The organism is Desulfonatronum thiosulfatophilum (assembly GCF_900104215.1).
Lineage (GTDB): Bacteria > Desulfobacterota > Desulfovibrionia > Desulfovibrionales > Desulfonatronaceae > Desulfonatronum > Desulfonatronum thiosulfatophilum.
The window spans coordinates 19,348-45,728 of record NZ_FMXO01000022.1 but is presented as its reverse complement, the minus strand read 5'-3'; the positions used below and the strand labels follow the sequence as shown (position 1 = coordinate 45,728).

Here is a 26,381-nt window from a genome sequence, read left to right as displayed (position 1 = left end):
TATGGCCAAAAGCACCAGAAAGACCAATTTGGAACAGGACAGCAAGGCAGCCTTGGATTCCATCCTGAATCCTGAAGCCAAGGCCAGGCTTCAACGGGAAGTGTCCCTGAGTCAGCCGCTGAAAGACAATCCAGAACGCGCCGACGTTCTGGAGTTTCCTGCGGCAAAAGATGATCAAGGTTCGTTGCAGACTTCAAAAAAGGGGAAGAAAGAAACCGTGTCCAAGCAAAAAACAAAAAAAGCGCCTTCAAGTTCAAAACTCACCAAACCCGAGCTGGAAAACCTCACAGTTGAGTTTCGTGAGGAAATTGAAGCCATCGGACAAGAGCAAAAACAGCTTCAGCAAACCACCACCGAGGAATTCGAGCAGTTGCGCTCCGGCTTACAGCGCCTGGAACAGTCTCTGGCGGCTGGCGATGCCCGTATAAACTCCGACCAGGAAAAGCTGCGGGAAGTGGTGGAAATGGCCGCGGCGCAACAACAGCGCATGGATAGGTTGCAGGAGGTGCTGAATGAACGTCCCTGGTTGAAGCTGCACGACGAGCTGCAAGACGCCGTGCGGGAGAGCCGGGAAAAAATCGCGGCCATGGAAAAATTTGTCCAGTCTGAATCCACTGACCTGAAAAAAATGCTTCAGGATACCATCCAAAAAGTTTCGGATCTGGAGAGCCAGGCTGCGAGGCGGCCTGCGGAACCTGTCGGTGTGGAGCAGGACCTGAATTCGGTGAAGCAACGTCTGAGCGAACTTGAAAACGACTTGAAGAATGTCAAGGCTGTCGCGTCCGCGCCTGCCCAAAAGCCTGCCCAGGCGCCTGCTCCGACACCGGCTCCTGCCGCGGCGAAATCCGTACCCGCCGGATCCTCCGTGGCCATGGTTGCCCAGCCGGCCGAACAGGCAGACGAAACGCAGGCCGAGGAATGGATGAGTCGAGCCAGGTTGCTCTGGAACGGGCAGCGCTTTACCAATGCCGCTGCGGCCGTGGAGTTGTTGACCAAGGCTCTGGACGCTGACCCGGCCAATGCCGCAATATTCAACGAGCGTGGGCTGGCTCAGATCGATGCCGGATTTCCGGACAAGGCGCTGGCCGACTTTTCACGGGCCATAATGCTGGATGCGAAACTGGGTTCCGCATTCCACAACCGTGGTCTGCTGTACATGAAAATGGACAAACGTGATCTTGCGTGCCGCGACTTCCGCTCCGCCGCCGCGCTGGGCGACTCCCGCGCATTGAAGATGGCCCAGGAAACAGGATACTGCGGAAGTTCCGTCCTGAAAAAACTGTTTCGTGGAATCATCGACTAGCACACACGCACCATCTTTGCCGGGTTGCCATGTTCCGGCTCCTTCGGAGCATGGCAACCCAGCCCCGCAACACACCCATTTCGCACTAGCGATCAGCAGCTGAAGCACCCGCTGTAGACCCGCGGCCTTTGCTTTTCTTGATCTACCCTTGTCCGTCATTCTATCCGTTATTCGCTCAGCACATTCAATATATGTTCCATCACGGCTCTGATTCTAATTTCTGCCCAGTTAGAAGCGACTAGCCATGCCTCATGACGAACTCGAATCGAACTCGAAATCGAACTCGAAATCGGATAAAACAAATAGATAATAAAACTATTGCATGTCGATTTCGATGTCGATTTCGATATCGATTTCGATTGCGATCTCGGTCCCAAAACATAAGATCAAGACAAATCGGACTGCGATAGAGTCGTCAGTCGTGATCAACTATTTTCCGCCGCGGAATTTCGAACCGGAGCGGATGACTCGCATTACGTTATTGATTAACAGCTTCTTACATCTCATCAGTGACGAGATGCTTGCTATTGCCTGAACCATGGCTATCTTGAGCCGTGGTTTGATATTCCTTGACCATGGAGTTTAATATATGTCTCAGAAATCCCGGCGCGTTGTTCTGCCGATTGTCTTGATCATCATTGCCGGACTAGGCTGGGTGATCTACCAGGCAATACAGCCGGCTCCCGCGCCGCCAGGCGGCCCTAGACAGCCTGGTAGTCAACAGGTCGCCGTGCAGACCGCATCGGTCACCCAGGCTACCGTGCGTGATATGCGCACTTTTTCCGGCACCCTCATTCCCTGGGCCCAATTCGTGGTGGCGCCGAAAATTTCCGGTCGCCTGGAACGATTGTTCGTCGATGTGGGCGACCTTGTTCAGCGTGATCAGCTGGTGGCCCAACTGGAGGATGCCGAATTCGTGCAGCAGGTCGAGCAGGCCCGCGCGGAACTGGCCGTGGCCCGGGCGAATCTTGAAGAGGCGCGCAGCGAGCTGGACATCGCGGAAAAGGAGTTTGCGCGCATCGAGACGTTGCGGGAGCAGAGAGTAGCCTCGTTGGCCGAATTGGAACTTTCCAAATCCAGATTGCTTGCCCAGCAGGCTCGAAAACGTGTGGCCGAGGCGCAGATCGAGCAGCGCCAGGCCGCGCTGCGTGCCGCGGAGGTGCGACTGAGCTATACCCAGATCCGGGCGACATGGCCGGCAAACGGCGAGGATCGCCCCCGAGTCGTAGGGGAACGTTTCGTGGATCAGGGAACAACCCTGACCGCGAACGCCCAGATGATCAGCGTCCTGGACATCAGCGCCCTGCGTGCGGTCTTTCATGTTTCGGAACGCGATTATGCCCGGCTTCAGGTCGGACAGTCCGCTCAGGTGTCGGTGGATGCGTTTCCAGGGCAACAATTTGAAGGTCGTGTTGCCCGCATCGCCCCTGTTTTTCGGGAAGCTTCCCGACAGGCCCGGATCGAACTGGAATTGTTCAACCCGGAGGGATTGATGAAGCCCGGAATGTTCGTGCGCGCCCAGCTTGAGCTGGATCGGGCGGAAGAAGCCGTGGTCGTGCCTTCCGTCGCGTTGGTGCGCAGGGACGGCCAGCATGCGCTTTTTGCGGTTGAAGACGACGCCACGGTCCGCCTGACTGTGGTCCGGGTCGGCATTTCCGAAAATGGCGTGTCCCAGATTCTTGAGCCCGAGGACTTGTCCGGCGAGGTCGTGATTCTGGGCCAACATCTCTTGGAAGACGGCTCATCTGTCCGCGTCGTGGAAGACTGACGTCGATCAGGGCATTTCCGCCCGCGAGCTGCTTCATTTCCAGATTTTCTTGTTGTTCAAAATAGACTGATCGTACTTGCCCATGCAGATTACCAAACAAAGCGTTTCCCGTCCGATATTTACCATCATGATCGTGCTGATCGTGATGATCCTGGGCGGGGTTTCCCTGTCACGGCTGCCCATCGACTTGATGCCGGAGCTGACCTATCCCACCCTGACCGTTTCCACGAACTACGAAAACGCCAGCCCCGAGGAGATGGAAGAGCTGGTGACTCGAATCGTGGAAGAGGCCGTGGCCGCGGTTCCGGGGGTCGAGGAGATCACCTCCATTTCCTCCGAAGGCCAGAGTTCCGTAAGGGTTTCCTTTTCCTGGGGAACGGATCTGGATGCCGCGTCCAACGACATCCGGGACCGGCTGGACCGGATAACCGGACGTCTGCCGGATAATGCTGATCGACCGCAATTGCGCAAATTCGATGCGGCGCAGTTCCCGATACTGATCATGGGGGCCTCCAGCCGCCTTGATCCGGTGGAAATGCGCCTGGTGATCGACAACCAGATCAAGCAGCGCATCGAACGGATTCCCGGAGTGGCCGCGGTGGACATCTGGGGCGGATTGGAGAGGGAAATCCAGGTCAACGTGCATCCGGACCGGGTTCGGGCCCTGGGATTTTCCCTGGAGCAGATCGTCCAGGCCATCCGGGAGGCCAACATCAATGTCCCTGCCGGAACCATCGAGCAGAATCAGTTCGAGGTCACCCTGCGCACGCCCGGAGAGTTCAGCAGCATCCAGGAGATTCGCTCCGTCGTGATCGCTGTCCGGGACGGCGCGCCCATCTATTTGGCCCAGGTGGCGGACGTGCTGGACGGGCATCAGCGCCAGACCAGAATCATCCGCATCAATGGCGAGCCGGGCGTGCGTCTGGCAGTGCGCAAACAGGCCGGAACGAACACGGTTCAGGTCGCGCAGGCCGTGCTTCGAGAACTGGACCGCATCCACGCGGACGTCCCACAGATTCAGATCACGCCGATTATCGACACGTCCAAATACATCCAGCAGTCCATCAACAACGTCGGTCGTTCCATCCTCTTCGGCGGCACGCTGGCCATTTTCGTTCTGCTCTTTTTTCTGCGCAACATCCGAAGTACGTTGGTCATCGCCATGGGTATTCCCATCTCCATCATCGCCACGTTCACCCTGATTTATTTCGGCGGATTCACGTTGAACCTGATGACCCTGGGCGGGTTGGCCCTGGGTGTGGGAATGATGGTGGACAACGCCATCGTGGTCCTGGAAAACATTTACCGGCTCCGGGAAAAAGGAGGGGAGGGCAGGGCGATCGCGGTGCAGGGCACCGAAGAGGTTTCCGCCGCGGTCACGGCCAGCACCATCACGACCCTGGTCATTTTTCTGCCCATGGTCTTTCTGGAAGGCGTTGCCGGGGTCATGTTCCGGCAACTGGCATATGTGGTCGCCTTTGCCCTGATCTGCTCCCTGCTGGTAGCCCTGACCGTGGTGCCCATGCTGTCGGCGCGCCTGTTGAAGCCGGTTGCCGCAACAGCCGCTCCGGATGGTTACGGCTTTTTGAATCGCGCTTTCGTCGTCAGCGGTCGGATGTTCCATGCCCTGGAGAAGGCATACCTGGGGCTGCTCAAAGGGGCTCTACGTCACCGCTTGCTGGTTCTTGCCCTGGTCGTGGTCTTGTTTGGCGGCGCATTGTCTCTGATTCCGCGAGTCGGAACGGAATTCATGCCCAGCGCGGACGAGGGCGAAGTGCGAGTCAACGTGGAAATGGAGGTGGGAACCCGCCTGGATGTCGTGGATGCCCAGATGCGCCGGATTGAGCGGATGGTGCAAGAGATGGTTCCGGAGGCTGAGAACATGGTCGTGAACGTAGGCGCTTCGGGCTGGAGAGCCGGAGGGGGAGCCCGTGGAGAGATTCGCGTGGCCCTGGTTCCCGCCGCGCAACGCACCCGCAGCAGTGAACAGATCGCGGCCGACCTGCGTCCGGCTTTGACCGGCATACCAGGTACGGTGGTCCGCACCCGGGCCGGTCAGGGATTGTTCATTTTTCGCATGGGCGCCGGAGACGGAGACACCTTGGCCGTGGAAGTGCGGGGTTGGGACCTGCAGCGCCTGGATGCCCTGGCCGCGGAAGTCTCCGCCCGAATGGAGAGAGTGGACGGGATCACGGATGTGCGGGTCAGTCGCGAGGCCGGAGCGCGTCAGGAACTTGTACGTATCGATCGAAACAGGGCCGCGGATCTGGGCTTGTCCGCCACGCGCATCGCGCGGACCCTCGAGACGGCTATTGCCGGAACTCGGGCCGCGAACTACCGCGAAGGAGGATATGAATACCGCATCCTGGTCAAGCTGGCGGAAGCCGAGCGCATGAGCATTGAAGACATTCTGGACATGACCCTGACCAATGATGCCGGCGAGCAGGTCCTGTTGCGCAACGTGGTCGTAGTTGAAAGCGGTCGCGGTCCCACCCAGATCGATCGCAAGGATCAGCAACGGATCGCTTCGATTTCCGCGGCCATCAGCGGACGGGATCTGGGGTCGGTGGTGGCTGATTTGCGAGAGCATTTGCGGGAGATTCCCGTGCCCCGGGACTATGAAATCGTTTTTGCCGGCGATTACGAAGAGCAGCGCGAGGCGTTCAGCGAACTGGCCCTGGCGCTGATCCTGGCCCTGCTCCTGGTCTACATGGTCATGGCCTGCCTGTACGAGTCCCTGCTTGATCCGCTGGTGGTCATGTTCGCCGTGCCGCTGGCCGCCATCGGCGTGGTGTTGATCCTGCTGGCTACCGGTACGACCTTCAATGTGCAGAGTTTTATCGGCTGCATCATGCTTGGCGGCATTGTGGTCAACAACGCCATTCTGATCGTGGACCAGTCCTCGCATCTGCGACGAAACCAGGGGATGGCTGCCATGGATGCCGTACTGGAAGCCGGGCGGCGCAGACTGCGTCCGATATTGATGACATCCCTGACCACGGCCTTTGCGTTGACGCCCCTGGCCCTGGGCTGGGGTGAAGGAGCCGACGCCCAGGCCCCCATGGCCAGAGTGGTCATCGGCGGATTGATCAGCTCCTCCCTGATCACCCTGGTGGTCATTCCGGTGATCTACACCCTGTTCTACAGGGTCCGCGGCGCGACGCGTCAGACCGAGCAGAGCGCCGCGCCCGCGTGATCATCGCCAAAAAGAGGATGCGCTTGTGATCACGAATTTGGCGGCGCAGCCGTAACCGGTGACGGTGACTTTCCCCGTTCCGCCCACGGTGGCTTCGCCGCCCGGGCCCAGTTCATAATCCGTGTAGTCTCCCTCCGCGGCTACCCATCCTCGACCTTCCAGGCATTTCACGTGAACCTGCCTGCGTCCGCTGATCACGGCGATCTCCTTGTGTTCCAGGAAAAGCTCCACGGATCTAGCGGCGAAAAATGATTGACGCAAAAAGCGCACTTTTCCGCCCAGGATGTTCATCAACTTCCCAATCGCGCCGGTCATACCGCGACCTGTCCGTCCTTCACCGATCCCTTCCACACATCTGCCGGTGTGCATGCCGTCTCCTTTCGGATGATGAATGTAACTCCTACTGCGTTCTTGACCTTCCTCGTGCAGACAAGATAGACCCGAAAATCTGTATCCTGAACAGATACAGAAAAGTAAAAAAACAACCATAACAGTTTGGCTTTGGGAGAGGGCGCGATGGTCGAGTTGATAGAAAATGCAGATGGATTTCGATATGTTGTTGTCGAAAAGCAGATAATGGAACAGATTCATGACGGCACGCTGAATCCAGGAGACAAGCTGCCTTCCTTGCGCAAGCTCAGCAGCCGGTTGCATGTCGGTCTGGCCACCGTGAATCAGGCCTATCTTGAACTGGAACGCAAGGGGGTGGTTGAAGCCCGACCCCGGTCCGGCTTTTACGTTCGCTCGACGTTTCGCAAGATGCCGGAACCGCCGTGCCGTCAGCACTCCGAACCACTGGTCCCCACCAAAGCGACCCGGGGCGAACTGATCCGCACGGTGCTCAAGGGCGTGGGGAGGAAAGATATTCTGCCCTTCGGCGTAGCCACCATTGGTCAGGAACTGCTGCCCATCAAGGCGCTTAACCGGATGTTGACAACCGTGATCCGGGAAACGCCTCTGGCTGCTGCTCAGTATGAATCCATTGAAGGCAATTTCGAACTGCGCCGCCAGATTGCCATGCATGTGATCGAGGAGGGAGTTACGGCCAGCCCTGAGGAAATCATCATCACCTCAGGGTGTCAGGAGGCTTTGAATATCGCCCTGCGGGCGCTGACCAGGCCGGGAGACATCGTGCTGATCACCGTCCCGGCGTATTATTGTTTTCTGCATCTGCTGGAGAATCTCGGACTCAGGGCTGTGGAAATCTCCTCCTGCCCCGAGTCCGGGATCAATCCGGACGATGTGCGTCGAGCAGTGTCCATGAACGATGTCAAGGTCTGCATTTTTAATCCGAACTTCAACAATCCGGATGGTTCGCTCACGCCGGACGAGGCCAAGCGGGACATTGTCGCGGCGCTGGCCGAAAAGAACATCCCGCTGATCGAGGACGAAGTCTATGCGGACATTCATTTTGGGCCTCTGCGGCCCCTGAGTTTCCGTACGTTTGACCGAAAGGGGCTGGTTATTCAGTGCTCATCTTTTTCCAAGACTCTGGCTCCAGGATACAGGGTGGGCTGGATCATGCCGGGAAGATTTTTCAACAAAATATTCCATGTCAAGGCCACGACCAATATTTGTACGGCCACTCCAACGCAGATGGCCGTGGCCGAGTATCTTCGCGCGGGCCTGTACCGGCGCCACCTCAAGCAGTTGCGTGCAGGCATCGAGGAGCAGATGCGGCACATGCAGTATCTGGTATCCAGATATTTTCCTGAAGATACGAAGGTTACGCACCCTCTGGGCGGTGCGGTGCTCTGGCTGGAACTGGATGCAAAGGTCGATTCGGTGGATTATTTTTACCGTGCTCTGGAACAGGGTATTGGAGTGGCCCCGGGAGTGGTTTTTTCCAGCCAAGATAAGTTTGCCAACTACATCCGGTTAAATTGCGGTCATGCTGTTTCCCAGGACCTTGAAAAAGGCATCCAGGTCTTGGGGAAACTGGCTGGTACTTTGGCCTTTAGTGCAAAATGACGCGTCAACAGGAGAGTTGAAGATCGCAATGTCTCCGCACAGATCAAATGAATAGATACGTTCAAATTGATTAATGGTATTAAAAGCATGTGCTTGACAAGCGTGTACATCCTGCTAAATACGACTTTGCCTTTGGATGTGTTCTATATTTTTATACAACCCAGCAATGAAACGCATCAGCACATATAAAACAGGAGATCGTAATGGATGAATTTTTAAAGCAGGCGCTGGAGATAGTGAAAGCACAGGCCGGTATCCGCGCCATGACTGAAGAAGAAATGACGTCTATGGTCGTAAAAATCGCAGCGAGTTTGCGAAGCGTTGCTGACGGCACCCCTTGCGCTGGACCCGCCGTCGAGTCAGCTACCGAAACACATGGCGATCCGAAGAAGGCAATCAAGGAAAAATCCATCACCTGCATGGAGTGTGGAAAAACCTTCAAGGTTCTGACCAAAAAGCACCTGGCAACCCATGATCTGACTGCCGACGAGTACCGTGAAAAGCACGGATACAAGAAGAAAACGTCACTTATCGCCAAATCTCTGTCCAAGGCCCGCCGGAAAAAGATGCAAGAGATGGAGCTATGGAAGAAAAAGGGAGCGAAGCCAGGCAAGGCTAATTAAATCCATTCCATGCCCGCGTGTTGAAAAAAGCCAGATTCACAGGCTGTTCAAAAACTTCGATGGCAGGGCGAAATAAAAGTTTAAGCCTAAGCGTATTTATTTACACGTGAGGGCTTAAACTTTTTTGCAGCAACGCAGCTAGCGGGGATTTTTCAACAGCCTGTAAGGCATTTATTTTTGCTGATCTATCTTCGTTCTGTATCAGGCTTCTTTTTTCGGGAGCCTGATACAGAACGTCTTCTGAATCCTCCGTAATATTAAATTCCTCCGCAACAATCCGTCGAGACATAATACGCTTGTTTTGTGTCTCTTGTAATTCATTTACTTCTTCGCAATATGCATGATTTCTCCATCTGACATCGTGAGCATTTACTCTTCGTTCTTCCAAATCACCTGAAACAGCGGCACATGCCAGAACGGGAACCGTTCCGGATCAACCCAGCCTCCGGTCTGATCCTGCTCCGAAGGGGTTCGGTGGATGGAGGCAAGGTGGACGATCAGTTCCACGCGCAGGCCGCGGTCTTGAAACGTTTTGTATTTTCTGCATCCCATTGCGGAAAGGGCGCAGACCGGAATTCCGTTCGAGATGACCTGAAAACCCTTTCCCCCAGACTTGAACATGAGTTCGCCTGATTCGGTTTGCAAGGCTTCAATGGCGGTCGGAGTCCCCGGATGTCCGGTCTTCGAGGCCGGAAATGAAAGATGGATCTCGTCAAGTTGCATCTCCCACAGCTCGGCCCGGGTCTCCCGCTCCTCGTCCGGAGTAAGGGTTATCACGGGTTCCTGCATTGACGCCCACTCCGGGGCGGCGTTTCTGACTTCCTCCACGAAGGGATGCCTGCCCGCGCAGCACAGAAAGAGCCGGTCCCTGGCCCGGGTCATGCCTACGTAGTAGAGCCGTCGGGCTTCCTCCATGTTCGATTCCAGACGGGGATGGCCGATTAGCAGGACTGCCGGAAATTCCAGCCCCTTGGCGCCGTGCATGGTGGCGATGCCGATGCCCTGGGCATTGGCCCTCTCGAATCGGCCCAGATCCCGCGAGACATCCCAGACGTATTCGCAGAAATCCCTGAGCGGTCGGCGGACGGAACCGCTTTCTTCCTGGTAGTCCCGGGCCATGACCAGCAGGTGGTCCAGCCAGAGCGTGTTGCGCACCGTGGTCTCGGCAACAAGATCCTCCACGAGTTCGCGGACTTCCCGGCCGGTGCACATGGATCTGCCGCAGCGTTGCAGAAGCTCGAGGATCTCACGGACCTCCCGGATCGCCGGGAAGGGAATCTTTCTGCGCCGGACCGGAAAGACCTCGATGCCGGCCCGTCTGGCCAGCCGGGTGATCGCGAAGACCTCCTGGTTCGTCCGGCACAGGATGCAGACGTCGCCCGGGGACAGCCCCTCCCGGGCGACCAGCCGGTGAGCCTGTTCCAGGGCGGCCTTGAGCATCGTGGGCATGGAGGGGGTTTGCAGGATGCTCACCGGATCTGCCTTGTCGTGGCGCACCGGCTGCACGGCAGGAGCGTCCATGCGGTCCCGGTTGTTGCGGATCAGGCCGTTGGCCGCATGGATGATCGGGGCTCGGGAGCGGTAGTTGGCGACCATGTAGATCGGTTCGGTTTCGTATTCAGCGGCAAAGCGGTGAATGAACCGGACGTTGGAGCCCTTGAAGGCGTAGATGTTCTGGTCCGCGTCGCCCACGGCCAGCAGCGAGGGCCGCCGGGATTGATCGGCTTCGCCGCGGCCTGCCAGCAGCGAGAGAAATTCGTATTCCAGCTCGTCGATGTCCTGGTACTCGTCCACCAGGATGTGCTCCAGGCCCATGATCCGCTCCCGCCAGTCCAAGGCGGATTCCGAATCCATGTCCCGGTTCCGGGCCAGATGCTCCACCGCTTCCCGCAGGATGGACGTAAAGACCGTCTCGTCCCCCCGGCTGCCGACCAGGGACCGTCCGGTAATGGCCATGGCCAGGCTGTGGTAGGTGTGCACCCGGATCGCGGCGGCGCTTCTGCCGAGGAGTTCCTTGAGCCGCCTGCGCAGCTCGACCACGGCATTACGGTTGAAGGCCACGGCCAATATCTTGCCGGGCCGGACCCGGAGGACCTTGAGCAGATAGGCAATGCGATGCACGATGATCCGCGTCTTGCCCGAGCCCGGTCCGGCCACCACCAGCATGTTCCTGTCCGCAGGCGCCTGGACGATCTTGGTCTGAACTGGATTCAGCGTGTTGAGGATCGCCGCATGCTGCTCCTTGGACACGGGCAGTTCGAGAATCCCCTTTCTGTCCTTGAGGTGCGTTTCCAAAAAGGCCTGACTGCTTTTCTGGAAGTAGTCGCGCACGAACCGCAGGGCCGCGCCGATGCCGTCGAAGACCGCCCCCAGTTCGGCGAAGCGGCCCATGATGTGCACCTGGGCGATCTTCTGCTTGTAGAAGACGGACAGCCCCTCGTAGTCCGCCTTGGTGAACCTGCCCTTGGCGTCCAGCACCGTGATGGTCATGGCAGGCCGGATGATCGACAACCCGTTCTGCAAACAGATGGCCCGGGCGTGGTGCAGGGCGAAGAGCCCCTCCTTGCAGCGCTTTGGCAGGTCGGTCATCAATCCGGTGACCAGGTTTGTCTTGAGCGTTTCTTCCATCTCGCCCGTGCAAAACGAGACCAGGAGATTCTTGCCCTTCACCCCTGCGGGGATCTTGTCCAGAAGGAAGCGAAGCAGAACTCGGGTTACCTGGTTGCGCTGGGAGACGGCGTCTCTGACCTCCCGCCATTCCCGGCGCAGGTGGACCTGATAAGTTGCGTTCGAGAGCTGGTTGATCCGAAGCAGCTTTTCATCCATGAGCAGCTCCATGACCCGCAGCAGCTGGGCCGGGGTCGCGTCCCCCAGTCCCTGGTCCTTGAGCCGCTGGCAAACGTGCCGCAGGGGCAGGTTGTACGTTCCACCAGCCTTGGCATCCGGCTCGTCCTCCTCCATGAGCTTGAGCAGGTGCTCCTCCAGGGAAGAATACCGGTCGAGCCGGGTTTCGGAATCATCGGCAATGCCCTTGCGTACAAAGGCGGTCATGTTCAGGTCGTGGTTCAGGATGCGCACCTGGCGCATGGCGCTCAGGGCATTGAGGATGCGGATGGGTTGCGTGCCCAGCCGTTCAGACAGGTAATCCGTATTCAACGAATCCTTAGGACCCGCCTGCATCAGGATGTCCAGAAGCCCCAGCCAGAGTTCCCGCTCGGATCTGGAAAGCTTGAGAGGCGCCATGACGGACAGGGCCTGCTCCCGTGTTTGCGTGAGCAGTCGGCCCTGGATGGTCAGGGTCTTGTTGTCGCCCCGACGAACCTTCCCCCCGCGTTCCAGCCAGGAAAGCGCGATACGGACCTTGGTGTCCCGCATGGAGTCGTTGGCGTCCAGGATGTCGAATTCGTAGGCGGCGAACTCCTCTGAAGCCAGCAGCTCGCCGGAGGTCATGACCAGCGTTGGGTTTTGGCGGAACGCGGCCAGGCTTTTCAACCCCCCGTACAACGACTTGAAGTCCTTGTCCGTCACTTCCGAGGCGCAGCAGAGCTCGAACTGCGTGTTCAGGTCTTCCGGGTCGTAGAGCAGGCAGCACATGGCCGGCTGCCTGTCCCGGCCGGCACGCCCGGCTTCCTGGAGATAGTTCTCCAGGGAACCGGGCGTGGAGGCATGGATCACTGCCCGCACGTCGGACTTGTCCACGCCCATGCCAAAGGCGTTGGTGGCCGTGATGACCCGAAGCTGCCCGGCCAGGAATTGTTCCTGCACCGCGGCCCTGTCCTCGGGAGTACGGCCGGCATGATAATAGTCCACCTCCCAGCCCATCTCCTTCAAGCCACTTGCAAGTTCCTCAGCCTTTCTGCGCGTTGCGACGAAGACGATGGCCCCGCCGGGACCTTCTTGCGGGAGCACGTCGTTGAGAATGGCATCGATCCGGGGAAGCTTTTCCGCTTCCGTGCAGGGTATGACGTCGAAGCGCAGATTGGGCCGCTCGTGGCCGCCCTCGAAAAGGACCAGCTCCCGGCCCATCTCCTCCACGAAGTAGCGCAGAATCTCGTCCCGGACATCCGGCTTGGCCGTGGCCGTGAAGCAGGCGATCTGGGGTTCCGGGCGGGGAGTGCCCGTGGATTGAGGTTCCGGAGCAATGTCCTTGAGGAACGAGGCCAGGGCCAGATAATCGGGCCGGAAATCGTGACCCCATTTGGAGAAGCAGTGAGCCTCGTCCATGATCACCATGCCGACTTCCCGGGACCTGAGCGTTTCTTTCACGCCGGCGTTGCGCAGCTGCTCCGGAGCGATCCAGACCAGGTCCCGGTCTCCGAGACGGATGGATTCCAGGGTTTTAGCCCGTTCGATGAGCGTGAGCGTCGAATTGATGGTGCATCCGTTGAGGATGCCCTTGCGCGTCAGGCCGTCCACCTGGTCCTTCATCAGGGATTGGAGCGGGGAAATGATGATTGTCAGGGTTTTGCGCTGTTCGGCCTTCATCAGGCCGGGCAGCTGGTAACAGAGTGATTTCCCTGCCCCGGTGGGCAGAACGGCCAGGCAGTCATGGCCCCGGATCAGGGTTTCCACCACCAGCTTCTGGAGCGGCGGGTCTTCTCCCTTCACCGGCAGGTAGTCGTCATATCCGAAGTAGCGTTGCAGCTGGATCTTGGAGTCAAAGGCGTTACGACAGTACTTGCAGCCGGGGTCGGTGCACGGCGTTTCCCGCAGCGAACGCAGCATGGCCGGGATCGCGGCATGGTTCTTCCATACCCAGGCCGGCAGGACCGAGTTGCCCCCGGCCACCTCCAGCCAGGCCAGAATATAGCCCAGGCAGCAGGATTGTTCGGGCATTTCCCACAGATCCCGAAAAACGCTCCCGCCCGCCGTTGCGCAAGCCAGTTCGGCCACTCGCCCGTTCCAGTAGTTTTCATTCCCCTGCCTGTCCGGCAGGGGCCGACCGGCCAGGATGGATAAGAATTCGCCGAACCCGCTCGCCGGGTATGATCGCGCCAAGACCGAACCATAAAACAGGAGCTGCTCAGGCGGGAGCCGACGGAAGGCCTCGATCTCGTCGTGAAACACGCGCTCGGCCTGCAAACAGTCCTGGACCGGATCGTTCACGGCCACCTTCACCAGTTTGTAGTCCTTGACCAGGTGATGATAGGGATTCCTGGGAAAAGCCAGGGGAGAGAGGTGCAGGGTGTCCAGCGGGGGCAGCTCGAGGACTCCAGTGGCCGGAAAGTGCTCCCGCAGCCAGGGGAGGTCGTGGCCCAGGATGTTGTGGCCGAGCAGAAAGGAGCCGTTCGAGAAGAGGGAATCTATCGCAGCCAGGGAATCTCCGGCATGGATACGCCCCTGGTAGTGCCGTGTTTTGCGATCCCGAAGATCAACGACCCCGATCTTGAGCAGCCGGTTTTCTTCCGGATGGATCTCCAGGTCAATAACGACCCCGTTGCGCAGGTACTCGTCAAGGGTCATGGGGAGGATTCGCTGTTTGCATCTTGAAGGATATGACTCTCATCCTCAACTTCCGGCTGAACAGTCGCTTTCGTGTTCATGAATATTTTAGGATGAATAGAGGTGTGCAGTGGATTCCCAAAAGTCTCAGGAGTTGCATAAAACGAAAGATCAGGAAGCGCAAACAAATGACGCGCAGAGTAGGGGCAGAGGCTTCATTTCCGTTTTTGTGAGCATTTTGTCCACCTTTCTGGACAAACCTGTTTTTGTCCATCAGGCTGGACAAAAAATGAGAGTTCCTGCTCAGCTCATCCGAGCAGAAGCGACCAGGATAGCGACAGCGCCCGTCTTCGCTGGTATGACTGATCCGGAGACGGCATTGTAAAACAAGTCATTCCCGCGATGCTGGAATCCAGACCATGCTTGTCGCAAAATTTGGAAATCAACCTTTCCCTGCTCTGAAGCTGAGTAGTACAACTGAGACAAGACATGCTCGACAACGAAACAATGGGAATACCATTTGTACATCCCCGCTCGGGAATGATTTCGCGATGTGAAAAAATAAAATTACCAAGAGAGATCGGTTCAAAATATCGACGGTACACGACCCGATTTTCTGGAGTTATCCACAACAGTCAACTAGCGGTGTTCGAAACCGTGCAGCACTCACCGCATAACCATTGACTCCAGCCGCTCCTTGCGCTGTTGCCAGTCGGGCATGCACTGGCCCAGCATCCTGAAAAATGCCGGACTGTGGTCATGGATGCGCAGGTGGCACAGCTCGTGGACGATCACATAGTCGATGCAGTGCAACGGCATCTTCACCAGGTCGGTGTTCAGGGTAATCATCCCGGCTTTGGAGCAACTGCCCCAGCGACGTTCCATGGGCTTGACCCGAAGTCGCACGTCCAAGCCGAATCGCAGCGGGGTCGCATTCTGGGCGCAGCGACGCAGACGATCACGGAAGATCGTTTCGGCGTGCGCTTGGTACCATCCCTTCATGGCTGTTGCGATCGGTCGGGGCTGTTTCGGCGTGGGGATGTGAACCTCGAAAAACCTGCCTATCAGCCGCACGAATGTCTTGTCTGATTGATGTACGCGCAACCGGTACTGTCGGCCGAGGTAAAGGTGGGTTTCGCCGGGAACATACCGCTTCTCAACAGGTAGCGGTTGATACGCCTCGAAGTAACGGCGTTGCTTGGCGATCCAGAATCGGCGGCGATTCAGGTGTGTCAGCACGTCGTCCAGGGAGCGGCCCGTCGGGGCCAATGCGGTCACCGAACCATCGGGATGAACCGAGATCGACAGGCGTTGCCGATCCTTGAAATCAACCGAGACGGGAACATGCTCCCCGGCATGTTCAACGAGCACGATTTGAGGGGATGAATCAGGCATATCGTGTTCTGGCTATGTCGAGCACCATCTCCAGGATGCGGTCGACATCCTCGAAGGTCAGGTCGATCCTTTGCTGATCCTTCAGATCGAACAGGTAGTCCTCGATCGCGCTCATCATCCGATTCTGCACGTCGGTGTTGTTCGTCCAGTTGACGATGCGGTTTTGGAGGATGATCCCGTCAATGGCCAGGCTGGCCATGGTGCTGGCCGATCGAGGGTTGAACCCCTCGGCTGCGTACCGCATCAAGACATCCTGCAGTACCCCGAAGAACGCCTTAGCAACGTCATGGTTGGCCAACTCCGCGGGGATGTCGTCGCCGGTGCGGTTTTTGATCTTCTCGGCGATCTCCCGGACATTCCGCAGATACTCGGCATCCGACAGGCGCTGCTCACGAAAAGCCCGAATGGCGTCTTCCAGCATCTCCGAGAACCGCCGGTAGAACGCCGGATCTTCCTGCATTCGGACATGGATGGTTCGCTTGGTGCGGTAGGCGATGGTGTCGGCTTTCGAGGCCGCGCTGTCCAGCTTCTCCACTTCCTTGGCAAAGGCGTCGGCGTCGAAGATGTTCACCAGGTCGGTGATTTTCTCCACCTCCCCGGTGCCGACGTGCTGGTCCACCAGCTTCTGGATGCGGGCCTCATACTCCTTGAAATCCACCACCTCGGCATATCGCTTGCGCACCGAGGTCCGCAGCTGCATGAAAAAACGCAAATCGCTCTTGTACTTCCTCAGTTTGCCTTCGGGTGTCGTTTCGAGAAACGCCGACGACGACAGCGCGACGCCCAGGGTCCGTGAGAAGGCGCTGAGCCGTTCGTAGAACTTTCCGCGCAGCTCCTCGTCCGCCAGCAGCAGTTCGTAGGCTTCCTCGTCCTGCTGGTTTCGGACCGTCTTGAACACCTCCCAAAGGTCCGAATGCCGCTGCGGCAGTTTTTGTGCCTCGGACCGCACATCCGACAACGCGGTGCTCAGATCGTCCAGGCCGGCCATGTCGAACTCCGAGAGTCGACCGTAGATGTCCAGCGCTTCATCGAGATTCTGAAGCACGCCGCGGTAGTCGATAATGTAGCCGAAATCCTTGCCGTCATAGAGTCGGTTCACGCGGGCGATGGCCTGGAGCAGGGAGTGTCCCTTCAACCGGCGCGTCAGGTACAGCACCGTGTTGCGCGGCGCATCAAATCCCGTCAGCAACTTGTCCACCACGATGATGATTTCCGGCTGCTCGGCGTTCTTGAAGGCACTGATGACCTGACGGTTGTACTCCTTTTCGCTGCCGTACTTGGCCATCATTTTTTTCCAGAACGCCTTTACCTCGTCCGTGGATTCCTCATGCACGTCCTCTTCGCCTTCGCGCTCGTCCGGGCCCGAAATCAGCACCTCGCAGCCTACCAGGCCGAAATCGTCGAGGAACTTTTTGTAAAGCAGCGCCGTGGCCTTGTCCTGGGCGACCAGTTGGGCCTTGTACGGCGTGCCCTGCCAGTTGTCGCGGAAATGCTCGCCCACATCCCAGGCGATGCGCATGACTTTCTGCTGGGCTTTGTTCAACTGGTCCGTTGAGGAAAACTTCCTTTTCAGGTCCGCCTTCTGCTCCCGGCTCAGGTTTCCCGTGATCCGCTCGAACCAGGGATCCACCGATTCGGTGTCCACCTTCTGGTCCACGTGCCGGCCTTCGTACAGCAACGGCACCACGGCCTTGTCCTTGACCGCCTGCTCAATGGTGTACGTGTCGATCAGTCCGCCGAACCGCTCGATGGTGTTCTTGTCCTTCTTCATCACCGGCGTACCGGTGAATCCGATGAAACATCCGTTGGGCAGGGCCTTCTTCATTTTGGCGTGAAGCTCACCGTACTGCCCGCGATGGCTTTCATCCACCAGCACGAAGATGTCCGGATTCTCGTCCCGCACGTCGGTCTTGCTCACCGCCAGTTCGAACTTGTCGATCACCGTGGTGATGATCCGGGCCGTGTTGTCGCGCAGCAGTTCGGCCAAATGCTTGCCGGTCTTGGCCTGCACCGGCACCGTGCCGCAATGGTGGAACGTCTTGTAAATCTGGTCGTCCAGATCCACCCTGTCGGTCACCAGGATGATCTTGTAATTGTCAATGCCGCCTTCCAGCGTGATCGCCTCCGCAAGCATCACCATGGTCAAGCTTTTTCCACTGCCCTGGGTGTGCCAGACCACGCCGCCTTGTCGGCGGCCGTCCTGCTGCAGGCGGCGAATCCGCTCCATGATCTTGTTCACGCAAAAATACTGCTGATACCGCGCAACCTTTTTCTCCCCGGCATCGAAGAGCATGAATCGATACGTCAATTCCAGGAGCCGTTCCGGGCGGCACAGCGCGTACAGCGCCCTATCCTGTTCGGTTATCTGCCGCTCAAGGCTGCCGTATCCGGCGAAGTCCGTCTTCACCAGCCACTTTCGGGAGACCAACACCTTGTCCACCTGTTCTTCCGTGAGCGGTATGCTCACAAGTTGCTTCAGCGATGCCGTTTCCTCGGGTCCAAGCTCTTCTTTCCATACCGCCCAGAACTTGGCCGGAGTGCCCACCGTGGCGTACTTGGCCTCGTTCTTGGAAACCGCCAGCAGGAGCTGAGCGTAGTGGAACAAGCGGGGAATCTGGTCCTGCTGCTGGTTGCGGATTTGCTGGCTGACCGCCTGGCCGATGGCGTCTTTCAGGTCCGGCCGCTTGCACTCGATCACCACGAAAGGGATGCCGTTGACAAATAAAACGACATCCGGCCGTCGCGTCTCGTGACTGCCGCCGCGCTCCACCGCGAACTCTTCGGCCACGTGGTAGGCGTTGTTCTCCGGGTGCTTCCAGTCGATGTAATCCAGTTGAAAGCTCTTGGTATCGCCGTCAATGGACTGTTGCATGGCCCGGCCCAGCTTCAGCAGGTCGTAGACCTTCTCGTTGGTCTGGACCAGTCCGTTGTCAGCCACGTCCTTGAGCGCCTGCACCGCCGCGAGGATGTTGCCCTCGCTGAACGGGTATTCGCGTCCCTTGAAACGGATGACGTTGATTGTCCGCAACTGCTCGACCAGCACGCTCTCCAGCAACACCCCGGCCAACCGGCCGCCTCGCGCCCGGAACGTCTCTTCCTGGGCAAGGTAGATGTACCCCAGATTCTGGAGCAGTTCCAAAGCCGGAACCTGCGAGATCAGGTCTTCTTTGAAGGAGGGGATATCCATATGTTAGGCCCTTTTCCCCGACATCCCGAAAATGTCCGTTGTCGTTGCTTGCATGACGTCTCCGCCCGAAATGAAGTCCGCTGAAACGGACAGGGAATTCCCGGTCGGTGGATGGTTCTGAAAGGAACTGCCCGGTTTCGTTTCTGATTGGGCGACATGCATGTCAATTCTTATTGCCGAACCGCTTGACTTTCCGGCCCAAATAGCCATAACTGAATTCGTTCTCAGCCAGCGGCTGCAGAACCTGCAAAGGCTTACCGCTGAGCCCACCTGGTGAATCAGCGGTTTTTTTATGCCCGAAGCCGAGTCCACCTCGGGCTTCCCTTGATGCGATCCAGCGTCATCGCCGAGTCTGCCACGAATGCGGTGACGAAGACCGCTTTCTTTTGGCCTGTGAGCCGAATCACCACCACATAATCCCCCATCACCAGCGTTACGCGACGAGAATGATCGTACCGCCGTTTGCTGCTGTCCCAGCCCACGAAAATATCAGCCTGTCCGTCCTGCAATGCCGCCTTGATCCAGTCGATCCGTTCAGCGCGTTGTCTGGAAAATTGATTCTTGACGCCATCCCGATTGCTGCTCTCGAAGAAACAGTGGTCAAAATCCTTCTTCCGGAATCGCACCATAATGCCGTCGAAGCACTGTAATTCACCACGACAGTACATCCGTTCAAAATGGATGCGATATTCCTGCTCGGTCTGATACAAAACCAGTGCGGGGTAGCCCACCTCACCAGCCTCCCGCCAAGTTTATCACGAACACATTGAATTTCTGCTCATTCCGCATTGTATGGCGAACCTGTCGACCCACTCGGTTCTCCAGTCCGCATACCAGGTCATGCTTGGTGGTGTTGGGCGTGAGGATGTTGTTCAGCCGTGCCGAAGCAATCCCTGTCAGAACATCCGTTAATTGCAGCAACACGGACTCTTTTGAGCGGACAGCCTGCACACGCAGAATATCCGAAGACAGGTTGCTATTTCTCAGGCATCGCTGGAGTACATGCAGCCTGTCCGCTTTGCGATTTTTCTTGAAATCACAAAAAATCGAATACCGGTTGCAGTCAAGAATCCAGTGATGCAACACCTGATAATAGAACTTATAGAATCCCAACTCCTGATCGTCATCGTGGTACAGCTTCAGATTTAACTGCTCATGGTTTACGGCAATGCAACGAAATCGCAGCCGGTCCCCCATGGACATGAACCAGGCGATCAATTCCATGTAGAAATCGCGGCGGGAAGGCGTGACTTTACGCCACTTGAATTCTCCACCAACGCGATGTTTGTCGCGCAATCCATGGATGGCCTGTTTCATTTCATTGCGCGCCGCCGTGGGCAACCACAGGCTGCCGATAACCAAGTGTCGGGCATTGTTTTTTCGGGAGCAAAAAACGTCAGGTCGGCTCTCATCGCAATAGACATCAAAGTCCACTGTCCACCTCCGCTTTCTGATTGACAGAGCCGGTCAGTAGTTTCTGCATCAGGCCCTTTTTCAATTCTCGCAGGGCGGCATGCTTCTTCTCCAGCAGGGCGATCTCCCGATCCGCCGTGCCCAGCACGGCGGCGATACAAGTCTGCTCTGACTGATCTGGGACCGAGAGATCAAGGTGACGCAGAGACGACTGTCCCAGTCCAAAGCGGGTCACGCCGTTGGCAATGCGATACAGTTCGTAACGCGTCCGGGTCAGACGGAGCAGTTGAGCCAGGAACGAGCCATCCACGGCCATTGGGCGAAGAATGGCCAAGTGGTAGCCGCACACGACGCCAGACATATCTTGCATGACAACGGCTGGCTTTCCAATGTCGTCGGGTGTCTCGGAATCCTTGGTGATGATTACGTCCCATTGTTTGAGGGAAAAGTTTTCGATCTCGGACTTGCTGGCGGTGGCCTGCATGAAGCTCATATCGCTCGTGATGCGGTCGTTGTAGAACACATCCGTGTAGTTACAGAGACGAACAGGTACTTCGTCAGCATGCGTCTTCTTATCAATTCCACTGAAATGGAGAGTGACGAGATTGCCGAGCCGCTGCATGCCCCACGGTTTGCTGAATCCCGGCAAGCGGCGTAGGCCGGTGAGAAGTTGCTGGGCCAGCCCCTTTTTGAGCGTCCGTTTTGCCGAGATCAGCTTTTCCAAGCTCGCAATCGCCTGATCCGCAGTGGACAAGACCGACACAGCCTTGCGTTGATATTCTAATGGCGGAACGGGGATTTTGAGTTGTTTGAACTCTTCCTGCCCAAGTGTCTTATTTCGTCCGGCGCCGCCGGGTGAGGCGACATTCAGATCATACTTGCCCCGTGGAGTGGTGAAGTAGCGCCAAGCGTATTCCGGCAAGAGCTTGCCGTTGCGAGAGCAGTACATGGGGAAGCGATGTGATGCTATCATTCCCGCCTCAGTGTTGCTGGTCATGGCAACAGCCTGCTCCCAAGCGAAAACGATATTGAGTACAAGACAATCTGGCTCGATCCAGAAGACACGCTTCTCGCCAATCTTCTCGCCTGTGGTCTCCGGTTTATGAAAGATTCCCTTGCAGTGGCTACGGATGCCGATTTCTCGATAAATCGCGTCCTTTTTCACGCTCACCGGCCGACGTACCTGTTTGAGCAGATTGCCGAGCGGTATCATTGGCCATACTGTTTTTTCACTCATAACGCCTCTATTCAATATACTTGGCAATTTTGCCGCAATCCAAAACATGCTACTTTGGAATCATCCGTAACCATTGCGAGGATGTCCTCGGAATGGTTACGCCGGGTCGTGACAGAGGTTGCGGCTCGCTTCCTCGAATCAGCTCAACCCCAATTCCTTGAGATGCCCCGCCAGTTCCTTCTGCACGACGGCGAGTTCGTCTTCCAGCATGGCGATTTCCTTTTGCACGGTTGGGATATCGACTTCCGGTTCCGGCTCGAAGGTGTCCACGTAACGCGGAATGTTCAGGTTGAAATCATTCTCCTTGATCTCATCCAGCGTGGCCGGATAGGCGTATTTTTCGACCTGCGCGAAGGCCTCGAAGGTCGTGACGATTTTGTTGATGTCCTGGAGACGGAGGCGGTTTTGGTTCTTGCCGTCCTCGAATTCCCGGCTGGCGTCGATGAAGAGGATGTGCTTGTCCCGGTGCGAGCCAGCCTGATCCCAGGCCTTGCGGGCCTTGTTGAAGACGACGATGGCGGCGGGAATGCCCGTGCCGAAGAAGAGGTTGGCGGGCAGGCCGATGACGGCTTCGAGGAGGTTGTCCTCGATGAGTTTTTGGCGAATCCTGCCTTCGGCCCCGCCCCGGAACAGGACGCCGTGGGGCACGATGACGCCGACGCGACCCTCGTCCTCCAGGGCGGTCTCGATCATGTGGCTGATGAAGGCGAAGTCCCCTTTGCTTTTGGGCGGGATGCCGCGCCAGAAACGGTTGTACGGATCGTTCTCGGCGTGGTCGTGACCCCATTTGTCGAGGCTGAAAGGCGGATTGGCGACCACGACGTTGAACTTGAGCAGGCGGTCGCCTTCGACCAGATGCGGGCTGGTGATGGTGTTGCACCACTCGATGCGGGCGTTGTCCATTTCATGCAGGAACATGTTCATGCGGCACAGCGCCCAGGTTGAGCCGTTGGATTCCTGGCCGAAGAGCGCGAAGTTGGCTGAGCCGATTTCCTTGGCCACGCGGATGAGCAGGGAGCCGGAGCCACACGTGGGGTCGCTGATGGTATCCCCGGGCTTGGCCTTGAGCAGCTTGGCCAAAAGGGTTGCGACTTCGCCTGGAGTGTAGAACTCGCCGCCTTTTTTGCCCGAGTCCGCGGCAAAGCGGCTGATCAGGTATTCGTAGGCATCTCCAATCACATCCTGGTTGCCGATGCGGCTGGGTCGCAGGTTGAGCCGCGGCTTGGCAAAGTCCTCCAAAAGAAGGTTCAGGCGGCGGTTGCGGTCCTTGGCTTGACCGAGGTTGGGCTCGGAGTTGAAGTCGATGTTGCGGAAAACATTTTCAAGCTTGGCCTTGTTGGCGTCTTCGATGGCTTCAAGGGCGATGTTGATCAGTTCGCCGATGTTGGTGCGGGTGCGGCGCTCATACAGGCTGTCGAAGCTGGCGGGAAAGGTCTCTTCGACCTTGCCGTTTTTGTCGCGCAACTCGACCATGGGCATGACGAAACGTTCGCGATCCAGGGCTCGCTTGACCCGCTGCTCGTCGCCCTTGTACTGCCTGAGGAAGTCATCGCGCTTATCGTTCCATAGGTCCGACATGTACTTGATGAACAACATTACGAGGATATAGTCCTTGTACTGCGTCGGATCGAGCGTGCCGCGAAACGTGTCGCAGGCCTGCCAGAGGATGTCGTTGATTTCCTTTTGGGAGACGGTCTGAGTCATGGATTTATTCCTTTTCCACGCCAACGGCCTGGCGGCAGACGGCGTGGATCAATTGTTCGCGTTTCTGGTCAAGACGGGTCTGGATCGACTGCTGTCGCCGCCACAGGTCCATGGTTTCTGAAATCTTCCGCTGCACATCAAGCGGCGGCACCACGACGGAAAGGACTTCCATCAACGGGCGGGAGATGTAGCCGATCCCGGTTCCGTGCGAGGCGAAGTCAAGGGCGGCCTGGGCTTCCGGCTGATTCAGCCACCACGCGAGGTAGCCGGGCAGAACCAAGTCCTCAATCGGCCTGATGATGTAGAACACGCTGGAGGCGAGCACGTCATAAAGGTCCATTTCGACCAGGTAGGCCCGGTGATCCTGGCCCCGAGCCGTGAGCAGGATGTCGCCGCGTGAAACCCGGTACAGGTCAGGATTCCGCTCGGGCTGGAACCGGACAAGGGCGTCTAGACGGAGGCCGTGCTGGGGGGAGATGTCCCTGGCCTGGAGAAGCCAATGCGTGCCCTTTGGCACATGGTGAACGCTGGTACGGCTGAGATAGCCCGGCTGTACACGGGCAAGATTCCGCAGTTCCGTGCGGCGACCAACTTTGTCAGTAGCAGTCATACTGACGATGTAAAAGGCGAATGCGCTCTTGTCAAGATGTTTTGTCAGTAGTGATTCTACTGTTCAAAAAAAGTTTCCGGGAGAGCGTTGAAACTCCCGAACGGTAATGGATGTATCGTCTGGAATACAGACAAAGGAGGGCATCCTCAGAAGTAATTGCGAGGATGCTCAACCACTTCAACGCTTCAACGCGCTCAACTTATGAAGGGTGATTTATGATGCTCGAAATCCGACAAGAAGATCCCCAAGACCAGAATGCCGTCCAAAGTCTGAACCTGGCCGCGTTCGAGAACGGCCCGGAGGCGGCCCTGGTGGACGCGCTCCGGAGTTCCTGCAAGGAATATCTCGCCTTCGTGGCCGTGGAGGACGGTGCCGTTGTCGGCCACATCCTGTTCACCCCGGTCACGGTGGACGGCTCCGACGCGGCGGGTATGGGGCTGGCGCCCATGGCGGTGCTGCCCTCCCGTCAGCGAAAGGGCATCGGCACCCAACTGGTGCGGCACGGACTTGAGCACCTGCGCCGGTCCGGCTGTCCGTTTGTGATCGTACTGGGACATCCCGAATACTACCCGCGTTTCGGTTTCGAGCAGGCATCCACGTATCGCCTTGTCAGCCAATGGGAGGGGGTTCCGGATGAGGCATTCATGGTCGCCGTATTCGACGACAACGCCCTGCCCAGGGCCGGCGGCACGGCACGGTACCGGAACGAATTCGATGACGCGATGTAATTTTATTTCCTGTCTTCACCGCATGCCTTCCCGCGACAACCTGCTATAAAACAGAGCTGCTTCCGGAAGCTGTGCCGCGTGCTTTACCAAGACGCAAACAGAATCAGGAATCGCGAAAGAGATTGGTTATTTTGCAGGCCGCGCAGGCTGCGCCGAAGCCGTTGTCGATGTTCACCACGGTCACTCCGCTGGCGCAGGAAGTGAGCATGCACATCAGGGCGGTGAATCCGGAGAGTGACGCGCCGTATCCCACAGAAGTGGGCACGGCGACGATGGGTTGGGAGACGAGGCCGCCGACCACGCTGGCCAGGGCGCCTTCCATGCCAGCGACCACGATGATCACTTGCGCTTGGCGAATAACTGAAAGGCGGTCAAAAAGCCGATGGATTCCGGCCACGCCGACGTCGGACACTATGGTTGCCCGGCTGCCGAGCATCTCGCAGGTCACCCGCGCTTCCTCGGCCACGGGCAGATCAGAGGTTCCGGCCGTGACAATGGCGATCTCGCCCGGGCCGTAGACGATTGCATTCCGTGTCAGGGACAGGGTGCGGGCCAGGGGATGGTACAGGACATCCGGGCAGAGGGACTGAACATGCGCGGCCATCTCGGGGGAGACGCGGGTGGCGAGGACGTTGGCCAGCGTACCCATGCGTTCGAAGATCTCGCCGATCTGTTCGGGCGTCTTGCCCTCGCCGTAGATGACTTCGGGGAAACCGTTTCGCAGCGAGCGGTGCCGGTCGATCTTGGTATGGCCGAGATCCATGACCGGGAAATCGCGTAGTTGCTCCATCCCCTGTTCCACGTTCATTCTGCCGTTCTGAATGTCTATCAGCAGTTGCTTCAATATGTCTTGTGCATCCATGTCGGTGTCTGTTCTTGGATGTTGTTGTGCAATCAGGTCGGCTTCATTTTGCTTCCCTGTTGAGGCTGCCCATGCGGTAGCCGGCCAAGTCCAAGGTCACATGGCGATAACCCAGGGCTATGAGCTGTTTACTGATTCCGTGCCGAGCGTCCGCTTCGACCACGTCGACCAGTTGTTCGCGGGGAACTTCGATTCGGGCGATGTCGCCGTGACTGCGCAGGCGGACGGCATGAAAACCCAGTTCCTTCAAAACGGTTTCGGCCCGATCGATACGGCGCAGTTCGGCTTCTTTCACAGGCGTGTCGTGGGGGATGCGCGTGAGCAGGCATGCGCCGGCGGGCTTGTTCCAGGTGGGTAGACCCTGGTTCTTGGAAAGATCCCGGAGATCCTGTTTTGTCAGGCCCGCCGCAAGCAAGGGGCTTTCAACGCCAAGTTCCCGGACGGCCTTGAACCCGGGACGGTGATCGCCCAGATCGTCAAGGTTCGTGCCGTCCAGGACATGATCGATGCCCCTTGCTGCAGCCAGCTGAAGCAGGTGTGCAAACAAGGTGCGCTTGCAGAAGTAGCAGCGATTCGCCGGATTGGTGCGGATGGCTTCCGGGAAAGGAACGTTTAGCAATTCATGAGCAACGCTCATAACGCGAGCCGTATTTGTTGCATCTTCAATCTCCGTTTCCGGCATGTACGGAGTGAAGATGGTCACGGCCACGACGTTTTCCCCCAGGGCCTGACGCGCCGCATGGAGCAGGAACGTGCTGTCCAGCCCGCCGGAGAAGGCCACCACGGCCTTGCCCATGGCGCGCAGTGCGCGGAGCAGGTCCTGATGTTTTGCACCGGTATTGGGCTCAGGGGCTGTCACTGCATTCTCCATGCGTCTCACATCAAGACAGACCAGGCCAGCCAGTTCTGCTTTCGTTCAGCGTCAACTGCCTGATGCCGCGG

The 26,381-nt window shown here is 57.8% G+C and carries 18 protein-coding genes; 6 read left to right on the top strand and 12 right to left on the bottom strand.

What is annotated here, in order from left to right:
* Window position 1 precedes the first annotated feature (1 nt).
* The 3 genes from BLP93_RS15805 (at window position 2) to BLP93_RS15795 (ending at window position 6,267) form a co-directional block, all read left to right on the top strand.
* Window positions 2–1,303: a tetratricopeptide repeat protein gene (locus BLP93_RS15805; protein ID WP_092123781.1), complete on the top strand. Its 1,302-nt coding sequence runs from the start codon at window positions 2–4 to the stop codon at window positions 1,301–1,303.
* Window positions 1,304–1,892: 589 nt separating this feature from the next.
* Complete coding sequence (locus BLP93_RS15800; protein ID WP_092123779.1) at window positions 1,893–3,071, top strand: efflux RND transporter periplasmic adaptor subunit; 1,179 nt, start codon at window positions 1,893–1,895, stop codon at window positions 3,069–3,071.
* A gap of 82 nt (window positions 3,072–3,153) precedes the next feature.
* The gene (locus BLP93_RS15795; RefSeq protein WP_092123777.1) at window positions 3,154–6,267 is read left to right on the top strand and encodes an efflux RND transporter permease subunit; all 3,114 of its coding nucleotides are present in this window, start codon (window positions 3,154–3,156) and stop codon (window positions 6,265–6,267) included.
* Here BLP93_RS15795 and BLP93_RS15790 read toward each other — a convergent pair whose 3' ends face one another.
* A complete protein-coding gene (locus tag BLP93_RS15790) occupies window positions 6,268–6,636 on the bottom strand; it encodes a hypothetical protein (protein ID WP_092123775.1) in 369 nt (122 codons plus the stop codon). It abuts the gene before it with no gap.
* Between the two features lie 147 nt (window positions 6,637–6,783).
* Here BLP93_RS15790 and BLP93_RS15785 point away from each other — a divergent pair, with 147 nt between their 5' ends.
* Together BLP93_RS15785 and BLP93_RS15780 are read left to right on the top strand one after the other, a co-directional pair.
* Window positions 6,784–8,238, top strand: a complete 1,455-nt coding sequence (locus BLP93_RS15785) for an aminotransferase-like domain-containing protein (protein WP_092123773.1) — start codon at window positions 6,784–6,786, stop codon at window positions 8,236–8,238.
* Window positions 8,239–8,441: 203 nt separating this feature from the next.
* Window positions 8,442–8,861 carry a Ros/MucR family transcriptional regulator gene (locus BLP93_RS15780; RefSeq protein ID WP_092123771.1) on the top strand — a complete coding sequence of 140 codons (420 nt, stop codon included), beginning with the start codon at window positions 8,442–8,444 and terminating at the stop codon, window positions 8,859–8,861.
* 100 nt (window positions 8,862–8,961) lie between these two features.
* Here BLP93_RS15780 and BLP93_RS16800 read toward each other — a convergent pair whose 3' ends face one another.
* The 9 genes from BLP93_RS16800 to BLP93_RS15735 form a co-directional block, all read right to left on the bottom strand.
* Window positions 8,962–9,249: a hypothetical protein gene (locus tag BLP93_RS16800; protein ID WP_139163036.1), complete on the bottom strand. Its 288-nt coding sequence runs from the start codon at window positions 9,247–9,249 to the stop codon at window positions 8,962–8,964.
* The gene (locus tag BLP93_RS15775; protein ID WP_092123769.1) at window positions 9,231–14,324 is read right to left on the bottom strand and encodes a RecQ family ATP-dependent DNA helicase; all 5,094 of its coding nucleotides are present in this window, start codon (window positions 14,322–14,324) and stop codon (window positions 9,231–9,233) included. Before BLP93_RS15775 ends, BLP93_RS16800 begins: the two co-directional genes overlap by 19 nt.
* 645 nt (window positions 14,325–14,969) lie before the next feature.
* On the bottom strand, window positions 14,970–15,698 hold the full coding sequence (locus tag BLP93_RS15765) for a M48 family metallopeptidase (protein WP_092123765.1): 729 nt from the start codon (window positions 15,696–15,698) through the stop codon (window positions 14,970–14,972).
* The gene (locus tag BLP93_RS15760) at window positions 15,691–18,885 is read right to left on the bottom strand and encodes a type I restriction endonuclease subunit R (RefSeq protein ID WP_092123762.1); all 3,195 of its coding nucleotides are present in this window, start codon (window positions 18,883–18,885) and stop codon (window positions 15,691–15,693) included. Before BLP93_RS15760 ends, BLP93_RS15765 begins: the two co-directional genes overlap by 8 nt.
* Window positions 18,886–19,175: 290 nt before the next feature.
* The gene (locus BLP93_RS15755; RefSeq protein ID WP_092123760.1) at window positions 19,176–19,616 is read right to left on the bottom strand and encodes a hypothetical protein; all 441 of its coding nucleotides are present in this window, start codon (window positions 19,614–19,616) and stop codon (window positions 19,176–19,178) included.
* Between the two features lies 1 nt (window position 19,617).
* Window positions 19,618–20,319 carry a DUF3800 domain-containing protein gene (locus tag BLP93_RS15750; RefSeq protein WP_092123758.1) on the bottom strand — a complete coding sequence of 234 codons (702 nt, stop codon included), beginning with the start codon at window positions 20,317–20,319 and terminating at the stop codon, window positions 19,618–19,620.
* Entirely contained in the window at window positions 20,309–21,535 is a 1,227-nt protein-coding gene (locus tag BLP93_RS15745; protein WP_161946371.1) for a restriction endonuclease subunit S, read from the bottom strand. The genes BLP93_RS15750 and BLP93_RS15745 overlap by 11 nt, the downstream gene beginning before the upstream one ends.
* Before the next feature lie 138 nt (window positions 21,536–21,673).
* On the bottom strand, window positions 21,674–23,239 hold the full coding sequence (locus tag BLP93_RS15740; protein ID WP_092123754.1) for a type I restriction-modification system subunit M: 1,566 nt from the start codon (window positions 23,237–23,239) through the stop codon (window positions 21,674–21,676).
* A gap of 4 nt (window positions 23,240–23,243) precedes the next feature.
* Window positions 23,244–23,849, bottom strand: coding sequence for a restriction endonuclease subunit S (locus tag BLP93_RS15735; protein ID WP_092123752.1), 606 nt, complete (start codon window positions 23,847–23,849; stop codon window positions 23,244–23,246).
* Window positions 23,850–24,064: 215 nt separating this feature from the next.
* Here BLP93_RS15735 and BLP93_RS15730 point away from each other — a divergent pair, with 215 nt between their 5' ends.
* Entirely contained in the window at window positions 24,065–24,577 is a 513-nt protein-coding gene (locus tag BLP93_RS15730) for a GNAT family N-acetyltransferase (protein ID WP_092123750.1), read from the top strand.
* Window positions 24,578–24,680: 103 nt separating this feature from the next.
* On the opposite strand, the gene larB is transcribed toward BLP93_RS15730, so the two are convergent.
* Window positions 24,681–25,439 (bottom strand): nickel pincer cofactor biosynthesis protein LarB, encoded by a 759-nt coding sequence (gene larB, locus BLP93_RS15725; protein WP_092123748.1) that lies wholly within the window; start codon window positions 25,437–25,439, stop codon window positions 24,681–24,683.
* A 43-nt stretch (window positions 25,440–25,482) separates the two neighbouring features.
* The gene (larE, locus tag BLP93_RS15720) at window positions 25,483–26,298 is read right to left on the bottom strand and encodes an ATP-dependent sacrificial sulfur transferase LarE (RefSeq protein WP_341844808.1); all 816 of its coding nucleotides are present in this window, start codon (window positions 26,296–26,298) and stop codon (window positions 25,483–25,485) included.
* Window positions 26,299–26,381 lie beyond the last annotated feature (83 nt).

Bases quoted from the DNA above. Each gene is read 5' to 3' on its own strand.
- BLP93_RS15805 (WP_092123781.1), top strand. From the start codon at position 2: ATGGCCAAAAGCACCAGAAAGACCAATTTGGAACAGGACAGCAAGGCA.
- BLP93_RS15800 (WP_092123779.1), top strand. From the start codon at position 1,893: ATGTCTCAGAAATCCCGGCGCGTTGTTCTGCCGATTGTCTTGATCATC.
- BLP93_RS15795 (WP_092123777.1), top strand. From the start codon at position 3,154: ATGCAGATTACCAAACAAAGCGTTTCCCGTCCGATATTTACCATCATG.
- BLP93_RS15790 (WP_092123775.1), bottom strand. From the start codon at position 6,636: ATGCACACCGGCAGATGTGTGGAAGGGATCGGTGAAGGACGGACAGGT.
- BLP93_RS15785 (WP_092123773.1), top strand. From the start codon at position 6,784: ATGGTCGAGTTGATAGAAAATGCAGATGGATTTCGATATGTTGTTGTC.
- BLP93_RS15780 (WP_092123771.1), top strand. From the start codon at position 8,442: ATGGATGAATTTTTAAAGCAGGCGCTGGAGATAGTGAAAGCACAGGCC.
- BLP93_RS15775 (WP_092123769.1), bottom strand. From the start codon at position 14,324: ATGACCCTTGACGAGTACCTGCGCAACGGGGTCGTTATTGACCTGGAG.
- BLP93_RS15765 (WP_092123765.1), bottom strand. From the start codon at position 15,698: ATGCCTGATTCATCCCCTCAAATCGTGCTCGTTGAACATGCCGGGGAG.
- BLP93_RS15760 (WP_092123762.1), bottom strand. From the start codon at position 18,885: ATGGATATCCCCTCCTTCAAAGAAGACCTGATCTCGCAGGTTCCGGCT.
- BLP93_RS15745 (WP_161946371.1), bottom strand. From the start codon at position 21,535: ATGAGTGAAAAAACAGTATGGCCAATGATACCGCTCGGCAATCTGCTC.
- BLP93_RS15740 (WP_092123754.1), bottom strand. From the start codon at position 23,239: ATGACTCAGACCGTCTCCCAAAAGGAAATCAACGACATCCTCTGGCAG.
- BLP93_RS15735 (WP_092123752.1), bottom strand. From the start codon at position 23,849: ATGACTGCTACTGACAAAGTTGGTCGCCGCACGGAACTGCGGAATCTT.
- BLP93_RS15730 (WP_092123750.1), top strand. From the start codon at position 24,065: ATGATGCTCGAAATCCGACAAGAAGATCCCCAAGACCAGAATGCCGTC.
- larB (WP_092123748.1), bottom strand. From the start codon at position 25,439: ATGGATGCACAAGACATATTGAAGCAACTGCTGATAGACATTCAGAAC.